We start from the raw sequence: 7,884 nt of genomic DNA on the forward strand, positions 1-7,884 counted from the left end.
GACTGAGACACGGCCCAGACTCCTACGGGAGGCAGCAGTGGGGAATATTGCACAATGGGCGAAAGCCTGATGCAGCGACGCCGCGTGAGGGATGACGGCCTTCGGGTTGTAAACCTCTTTCAGCAGGGAAGAAGCGAAAGTGACGGTACCTGCAGAAGAAGCGCCGGCTAACTACGTGCCAGCAGCCGCGGTAATACGTAGGGCGCAAGCGTTGTCCGGAATTATTGGGCGTAAAGAGCTCGTAGGCGGCTTGTCACGTCGGATGTGAAAGCCCGAGGCTTAACCTCGGGTCTGCATTCGATACGGGCTAGCTAGAGTGTGGTAGGGGAGATCGGAATTCCTGGTGTAGCGGTGAAATGCGCAGATATCAGGAGGAACACCGGTGGCGAAGGCGGATCTCTGGGCCATTACTGACGCTGAGGAGCGAAAGCGTGGGGAGCGAACAGGATTAGATACCCTGGTAGTCCACGCCGTAAACGTTGGGAACTAGGTGTTGGCGACATTCCACGTCGTCGGTGCCGCAGCTAACGCATTAAGTTCCCCGCCTGGGGAGTACGGCCGCAAGGCTAAAACTCAAAGGAATTGACGGGGGCCCGCACAAGCGGCGGAGCATGTGGCTTAATTCGACGCAACGCGAAGAACCTTACCAAGGCTTGACATATACCGGAAAGCATTAGAGATAGTGCCCCCCTTGTGGTCGGTATACAGGTGGTGCATGGCTGTCGTCAGCTCGTGTCGTGAGATGTTGGGTTAAGTCCCGCAACGAGCGCAACCCTTGTCCTGTGTTGCCAGCATGCCCTTCGGGGTGATGGGGACTCACAGGAGACCGCCGGGGTCAACTCGGAGGAAGGTGGGGACGACGTCAAGTCATCATGCCCCTTATGTCTTGGGCTGCACACGTGCTACAATGGCCGGTACAATGAGCTGCGATACCGTGAGGTGGAGCGAATCTCAAAAAGCCGGTCTCAGTTCGGATTGGGGTCTGCAACTCGACCCCATGAAGTCGGAGTCGCTAGTAATCGCAGATCAGCATTGCTGCGGTGAATACGTTCCCGGGCCTTGTACACACCGCCCGTCACGTCACGAAAGTCGGTAACACCCGAAGCCGGTGGCCCAACCCGTAAGGGAGGGAGCTGTCGAAGGTGGGACTGGCGATTGGGACGAAGTCGTAACAAGGTAGCCGTACCGGAAGGTGCGGCTGGATCACCTCCTTTCTAAGGAGCACAGTACCGATTGCAGACAAATGTTCTGCACGGTCAGCTCATGGGTGGAACGTTGATTATTTGGCACGGTTTCCTGGATGGATCACGAGTACTGCTTCGGCGTGGAAAGTGAGTCACTGACGGGGGATCGTGCCTGGCACGTTGTTGGGTATCTGAAGGTACGGCCGTAAGGTCTTATCTTCGCGATGCCGGCCCCAGTGAACTTCACTTCCTGTAGGTGAGGGTGATGGGTGGCTGGTCGTTGCTTGAGAACTACACAGTGGACGCGAGCATCTGTGGCCAAGTTTTTAAGGGCGCACGGTGGATGCCTTGGCACCAGGAACCGATGAAGGACGTGAGAGGCCGCGATAGGCCCCGGGGAGCTGCCAACTGAGCTTTGATCCGGGGGTGTCCGAATGGGGAAACCCGGCAGTCGTCATGGGCTGTCACCCACTGCTGAACACATAGGCAGTGTGGAGGGAACGAGGGGAAGTGAAACATCTCAGTACCCTCAGGAAGAGAAAACAACCGTGATTCCGGGAGTAGTGGCGAGCGAAACCGGATGAGGCCAAACCGTATGCGTGTGATACCCGGCAGGGGTTGCGCATGCGGGGTTGTGGGAATTCTTTTGATCGGTCTGCCGGCCGGTCGGCGAGTCAGAAACCGTTGATGTAGTCGAAGGACATGCGAAAGGTCCGGCGTAGAGGGTAAGACCCCCGTAGACGAAACATCAGCGGCTTGCTTAAGAATCTCCCAAGTAGCACGGGGCCCGAGAAATCCCGTGTGAATCTGGCGGGACCACCCGCTAAGCCTAAATATTCCCTGGTGACCGATAGCGGATAGTACCGTGAGGGAATGGTGAAAAGTACCGCGGGAGCGGAGTGAAATAGTACCTGAAACCGTGTGCCTACAAGCCGTGGGAGCGTCGCCGTTGTTCTTCGGAACAACGGTCGTGACTGCGTGCCTTTTGAAGAATGAGCCTGCGAGTTAGCGGTGTGTAGCGAGGTTAACCCGTGTGGGGAAGCCGTAGCGAAAGCGAGTCCGAATAGGGCGATTGAGTTGCACGCTCTAGACCCGAAGCGGAGTGATCTAGCCATGGGCAGGTTGAAGCGGAGGTAAGACTTCGTGGAGGACCGAACCCACCAGGGTTGAAAACCTGGGGGATGACCTGTGGTTAGGGGTGAAAGGCCAATCAAACTCCGTGATAGCTGGTTCTCCCCGAAATGCATTTAGGTGCAGCGTCGTGTGTTTCTTGCCGGAGGTAGAGCACTGGATAGGCGATGGGCCCTACCGGGTTACTGACCTTAGCCAAACTCCGAATGCCGGTAAGTGAGAGCACGGCAGTGAGACTGTGGGGGATAAGCTCCATGGTCGAGAGGGAAACAGCCCAGAGCATCGACTAAGGCCCCTAAGCGTACGCTAAGTGGGAAAGGATGTGGAGTCGCAGAGACAACCAGGAGGTTGGCTTAGAAGCAGCCACCCTTGAAAGAGTGCGTAATAGCTCACTGGTCAAGTGATTCCGCGCCGACAATGTAGCGGGGCTCAAGCGTACCGCCGAAGTCGTGTCATTGCAGCAATAAGCCCCAACGGGTGTTGTGATGGGTAGGGGAGCGTCGTGTGCCGGGTGAAGCAGCAGCGGAAGCTAGTTGTGGACGGTTCACGAGTGAGAATGCAGGCATGAGTAGCGATACACACGTGAGAAACGTGTGCGCCGATTGACTAAGGGTTCCTGGGTCAAGCTGATCTGCCCAGGGTAAGTCGGGACCTAAGGCGAGGCCGACAGGCGTAGTCGATGGACAACCGGTTGATATTCCGGTACCCGCTTTGAAACGCCCAATATCGAATCAGGCGATGCTAAGTCCGTGAAGCCGTTCCGGACCCTTCGGGGAATGGAAAGTGGTGGAGCCGACGAACCAGACTTGTAGTAGGTAAGCGATGGGGTGACGCAGGAAGGTAGTCCAGCCCGGGCGGTGGTAGTCCCGGGGTAAGGGTGTAGGCCGAGGGGTAGGCAAATCCGTCCCTCATATAAGGCTGAGACCTGATGCCGAGCCGATTGTGGTGAAGTGGATGATCCTATGCTGTCGAGAAAAGCCTCTAGCGAGTTTCATGGCGGCCCGTACCCTAAACCGACTCAGGTGGTCAGGTAGAGAATACCGAGGCGTTCGGGTGAACTATGGTTAAGGAACTCGGCAAAATGCCCCCGTAACTTCGGGAGAAGGGGGGCCATCACTGGTGATCGGATTTACTCCGTGAGCTGGGGGTGGCCGCAGAGACCAGCGAGAAGCGACTGTTTACTAAAAACACAGGTCCGTGCGAAGCCGTAAGGCGATGTATACGGACTGACGCCTGCCCGGTGCTGGAACGTTAAGGGGACCGGTTAGTGCGCTTTCGGGCGTGCGAAGCTGAGAACTTAAGCGCCAGTAAACGGCGGTGGTAACTATAACCATCCTAAGGTAGCGAAATTCCTTGTCGGGTAAGTTCCGACCTGCACGAATGGCGTAACGACTTCTCGACTGTCTCAACCATAGGCCCGGTGAAATTGCACTACGAGTAAAGATGCTCGTTTCGCGCAGCAGGACGGAAAGACCCCGGGACCTTTACTACAGTTTGATATTGGTGTTCGGTTCGGCTTGTGTAGGATAGGTGGGAGACTTTGAAGCGGCCACGCCAGTGGTTGTGGAGTCGTCGTTGAAATACCACTCTGGTCGTGCTGGATGTCTAACCTCGGGCCCTGATCCGGATCAGGGACAGTGTCTGATGGGTAGTTTAACTGGGGCGGTTGCCTCCCAAAGGGTAACGGAGGCGCCCAAAGGTTCCCTCAGCCTGGTTGGCAATCAGGTGTTGAGTGTAAGTGCACAAGGGAGCTTGACTGTGAGACCGACGGGTCGAGCAGGGACGAAAGTCGGGACTAGTGATCCGGCGGTGGCTTGTGGAAGCGCCGTCGCTCAACGGATAAAAGGTACCCCGGGGATAACAGGCTGATCTTCCCCAAGAGTCCATATCGACGGGATGGTTTGGCACCTCGATGTCGGCTCGTCGCATCCTGGGGCTGGAGTAGGTCCCAAGGGTTGGGCTGTTCGCCCATTAAAGCGGTACGCGAGCTGGGTTTAGAACGTCGTGAGACAGTTCGGTCCCTATCCGCTGTGCGCGTAGGAATATTGAGAAGGGCTGTCCCTAGTACGAGAGGACCGGGACGGACGAACCTCTGGTGTGCCAGTTGTCCTGCCAAGGGCATGGCTGGTTGGCTACGTTCGGGAGGGATAACCGCTGAAAGCATCTAAGCGGGAAGCCTGCTTCAAGATGAGTATTCCCACCTCCTTGAGAGGGTAAGGCTCCCAGTAGACGACTGGGTTGATAGGCCAGATGTGGAAGCCCGGTAACGGGTGGAGCTGACTGGTACTAATAGGCCGAGGGCTTGTCCTCAGTTGCTCGCGTCCACTGTGTTAGTTCTGAAGTAACGACCGTGTTGTCATCCGGTTGATATCTTCATAGTGTTTCGGTGGTCATAGCGTTAGGGAAACGCCCGGTTACATTCCGAACCCGGAAGCTAAGCCTTTCAGCGCCGATGGTACTGCAGGGGGGACCCTGTGGGAGAGTAGGACGCCGCCGAACAATCATTGTGGGAAGCCCCGCACCAGGTAACTGGTGCGGGGCTTTTCTGCGTTTACGGACAGTTTTTCAGGCCGGCTGGGTATCCTGGCCGCGTTCCCCTGGAGGACACGATGACAGCACAGCAGGTGGAAGGCCCCGGCCCCCTCATCCCCCAGCCGGCCATGACGCGCGAAGCGCTGCGGGACGCCGTGCGCCGGATCGACATGGCGAGCCTCGCCGTGCTCGACCGGGAGTGCAACGAAGCGTTCGACCGGGCGGCCGAGACCGGGGCGATCAATCCCCTGCGGTTCTTCCTGATCAAGTGGGCCACGCACGTGGCGATCCACCGGTGGCCGGCGCGGGCCGCGGCGCTGCACGAAGCAGAACGCATCGCGGGTGACCCCCAGGCGACGGAGGAGCAGTTCCGGGCCGCCATGGAGACCAGCAGCCGGATCCTCGCCGAGGCCCAGCGGGAGATCGGTCAGTGGTCCTGAGGGGGGAGGGCGTCGAGAACGACGCCGGCTGGGCCTGGGAGTGCGATCCCAGTCGGGTGTGGGTGCTGGGCGACATGCCGACGGAGCGGCAGCAGCTCGTCACCGCGGTCATGGACGGCCTGGTCGACCTCGCGTCGATGTCCATCGACCCCAAGGACGGCAGCCTCTACGAGGACCCGCACCCGATGCGGCTGCGTACGTACGAGGACGAACACCTTCTGGCCTGGTACCAGACCATCCCCCACCGCCGCCGGGTCTACCTCAAGCGCGTGAACCTCTGACACGGCTGGCCCCCGGGGGATGCCCGCCCCTTCGCCTGGAAGCCCGGCAAGGCAGCGACTGGAACAGCCGCCCGCGGAATGGCAGTTGACGTAAGGGAGCGTGCCGACCGGCGTCGGCCGACGGGCGCGTATGCCTTTGTGCCGGGCAGGGCCGGCCGCTCGCGTTCATGATCACCGGCGGGAACGTCAACGACTGCACCCAGTTCGAGCCGGTCGTGGCCCGCATACGCATCACACGGTGCAGGTGGTCGGCGACAAGGACTACGCGTCCCGCAACATCGGCTCCTACCTGTGCAAACGCGGTATCGCCTGCACCATCCCGGAAGGCGTCGACCAGATCAGCGGACGCTAGCGGCGGGGCGAGAGCCTGTGCTGCCTGACCGTGAGGTCTACCGCCGCCGCAACGTCGCGCGTGGCCCGGCGCGGCCTCGGCGGCCGTGCAGGTCCTGCTGGCCCCGGCGGCCCAGAGGGCCCAGGCGCATGACGTGGAGGGAGCCATCACAGCTGTCGCGTGTGCCAGCTCTTCGGCGGTGGTGGCGATCCGGCGGGCCGGCCGGCAGCGGAGAGCTGGGGGACTGTGTGCCCGGGCTCTTGAGGCCTCGGGCGTGACCGCGGGTTTCGGGGGTGTATCAGGCGCGGTCGTGGAGGGTGATCTGGTAGCCGTCGGGGTCGGCGAAGGTGAAGGTCCGGCCGAAGGGGCCGTCGATCGGTGCGGAGACGATGTTGTGGCCGTCGGCGAAGAGAGCGTCGTGAATGGCCTGGACGTCTGTGGCGTGGAGCCAGATCGCGGCACCGATGCCGGGCTGAGCAACGGATGCGAGATCGGTGCCGGGGACGACCTCGCGGAGTGCGAACGCGATCGGCTTCGTCTCGAAGACGACGGCGTGCGGAGGTCCGGTCTGCGAGCGGACGAGGCCGAGGTACTGCTCGTAGAACGCCTGCGAGGCGTCGAGGTCGCGCGCTTGGAGTGAGATGAAGTCGGGGCCGGTGACGGGCACGATGACGCTCCTTCATTCGTGTCAGTTTTCTGACACAGGCCAACCTATGTCAGAATCCTGACATGAGTCAAAACGGTGTCGGCGTCGATCTGGAGACGTCACTGGGCTACCTGCTGAAAGAGGCGTCGAGCGCGCTCCGCGCGGCGATGGAGGCGGTGCTGCGGCCGCTCGGGATGAGCGTGACGCACTACTCCTGCCTCGAACTGCTGGCTCAGCGGCCGGGGTTGTCGAACTCCGAGCTCGCGCGCGGCGCATTCGTGACACGGCAAACGATGAACGTGCTGCTCCAGAACCTGGAGCGAGAGGGCTACGTGACCAGGCCCGCGGAGGCACCCGTCGGGAAGGCCCTTCCCACGCGGCTCACGCCGAGCGGTCGACGGAGCCTTGAGGAGGCGACCGTGGCGGTCCGGTCCGTCGAGCTCAGAATGCTGGCCGGCATGACCGAGACCGAGCGGTCGGCCGCGCTCCGGATCCTGCGGAGCATGGTCCATTCCCTGCGGGACGGCAGCGACGGTGCGCCTCTACAGGAGCGCCGCAAAGCGTGAGACTCCGCCACGGGCGCACTGGGGGTGGCTACTCCTTACCCAGCAGCGGGGCGAGGGGGTCCTGGGCGAGGGGGACGGGCGTGGCCAGAGCTGCTTCGTAGGCGGGGCGCGGGAAGACGTAGGGGCCCAGGGGCAGCTCTCCCCACTCCGGTCGGTGGAGCTGGTAGAAGCCGGACCAGGTGACCTGCGTGGCCGTGACGCGGAGCCTGGCGAGCAGGGGCCAGCAGGCGTCGATCCCGCAGGGGCAGCTCAAGAGACATAGCGCGCCGGTATCGCGGTCGCGGAGGTGTGGTGGCGCGTCGCCCAGGAAGTGGGAACGGGCCCGGGCGCCGTCGGCGTCGTCGTCCAGGTGCAGGGGGGCGTGCTGGCGCAGCAGGAACTCCTCGCGCTCCTGAGGCGTGTCGTCGTCCTCGTCGAGCTCCCGGTTCCAGAGAGCGCCGGTCGCCTCCGCGACGAGGACGCGCAGGTCGGTGCCGTTGATCCGGATGCCCCAGGCGGTGAGGTGCGGGAAGCCGGGGTGAGGGTGGTGCAGGAACTCCACACGGTGCGGGCCGGTCGGCTGGTTCATGCGCCTCATCCTGTGGCGCCCACCTGACCCGCTCCACTGAGTATCGCCAGTGGCTCCAGGGCCGTGCTGGTCTTCCCTGCCCCCCGGGAGGGGGCGGGGCCGGCTGCTGGGGCCATGTCTCGGCAGCCGGCCCCGCCGATTTTGACCTGGCAGGGGCGGTGATGTAGAGTTAAACGGTTGCCTGGAACTGGACAAGTTCGGTAAC

The 7,884-nt window shown here is 61.7% G+C and carries 5 protein-coding genes, 3 rRNA genes and 1 pseudogene; 7 read left to right on the plus strand and 2 right to left on the minus strand.

Annotation, left to right across the window (positions count from 1 at the left end; all coding sequences use genetic code 11):
- From ACFWCF_RS26125 to ACFWCF_RS26150, 6 genes and pseudogenes are all read left to right on the plus strand, one after another.
- Nucleotides 1-1,214, plus strand: a 16S ribosomal RNA gene (locus tag ACFWCF_RS26125); the annotation flags it as partial.
- 286 nt (nt 1,215-1,500) lie between these two features.
- Nucleotides 1,501-4,625, plus strand: a 23S ribosomal RNA gene (locus tag ACFWCF_RS26130).
- Nucleotides 4,626-4,697: 72 nt separating this feature from the next.
- Nucleotides 4,698-4,814: ribosomal RNA gene (gene rrf / locus ACFWCF_RS26135) — 5S ribosomal RNA — on the plus strand.
- A 110-nt stretch (nt 4,815-4,924) separates the two neighbouring features.
- Entirely contained in the window at nt 4,925-5,287 is a 363-nt protein-coding gene (locus tag ACFWCF_RS26140) for a hypothetical protein (RefSeq protein WP_190033143.1), read from the plus strand.
- Complete coding sequence (locus ACFWCF_RS26145) at nt 5,278-5,568, plus strand: hypothetical protein (RefSeq protein ID WP_378567973.1); 291 nt, start codon at nt 5,278-5,280, stop codon at nt 5,566-5,568. The genes ACFWCF_RS26140 and ACFWCF_RS26145 overlap by 10 nt, the downstream gene beginning before the upstream one ends.
- Before the next feature lie 137 nt (nt 5,569-5,705).
- Nucleotides 5,706-5,917: pseudogene (locus ACFWCF_RS26150) on the plus strand (transposase); the annotation flags it as partial.
- Between the two features lie 280 nt (nt 5,918-6,197).
- Here ACFWCF_RS26150 and ACFWCF_RS26155 read toward each other — a convergent pair.
- The gene (locus tag ACFWCF_RS26155; RefSeq protein WP_378567976.1) at nt 6,198-6,566 is read right to left on the minus strand and encodes a VOC family protein; all 369 of its coding nucleotides are present in this window, start codon (nt 6,564-6,566) and stop codon (nt 6,198-6,200) included.
- Nucleotides 6,567-6,628: 62 nt separating this feature from the next.
- Here ACFWCF_RS26155 and ACFWCF_RS26160 point away from each other — a divergent pair, with 62 nt between their 5' ends.
- Nucleotides 6,629-7,111 (plus strand): MarR family winged helix-turn-helix transcriptional regulator, encoded by a 483-nt coding sequence (locus tag ACFWCF_RS26160; RefSeq protein WP_008744178.1) that lies wholly within the window; start codon nt 6,629-6,631, stop codon nt 7,109-7,111.
- A 28-nt stretch (nt 7,112-7,139) separates the two neighbouring features.
- On the opposite strand, the gene ACFWCF_RS26165 is transcribed toward ACFWCF_RS26160, so the two are convergent.
- The gene (locus ACFWCF_RS26165) at nt 7,140-7,688 is read right to left on the minus strand and encodes a hypothetical protein (RefSeq protein WP_378567981.1); all 549 of its coding nucleotides are present in this window, start codon (nt 7,686-7,688) and stop codon (nt 7,140-7,142) included.
- Between the last annotated feature and the right edge of the window lie 196 nt (nt 7,689-7,884).

The organism is Rhodococcus sp. NPDC060090 (genome assembly GCF_042729855.1).
Taxonomy (GTDB): domain Bacteria; phylum Actinomycetota; class Actinomycetes; order Mycobacteriales; family Mycobacteriaceae; genus Rhodococcus.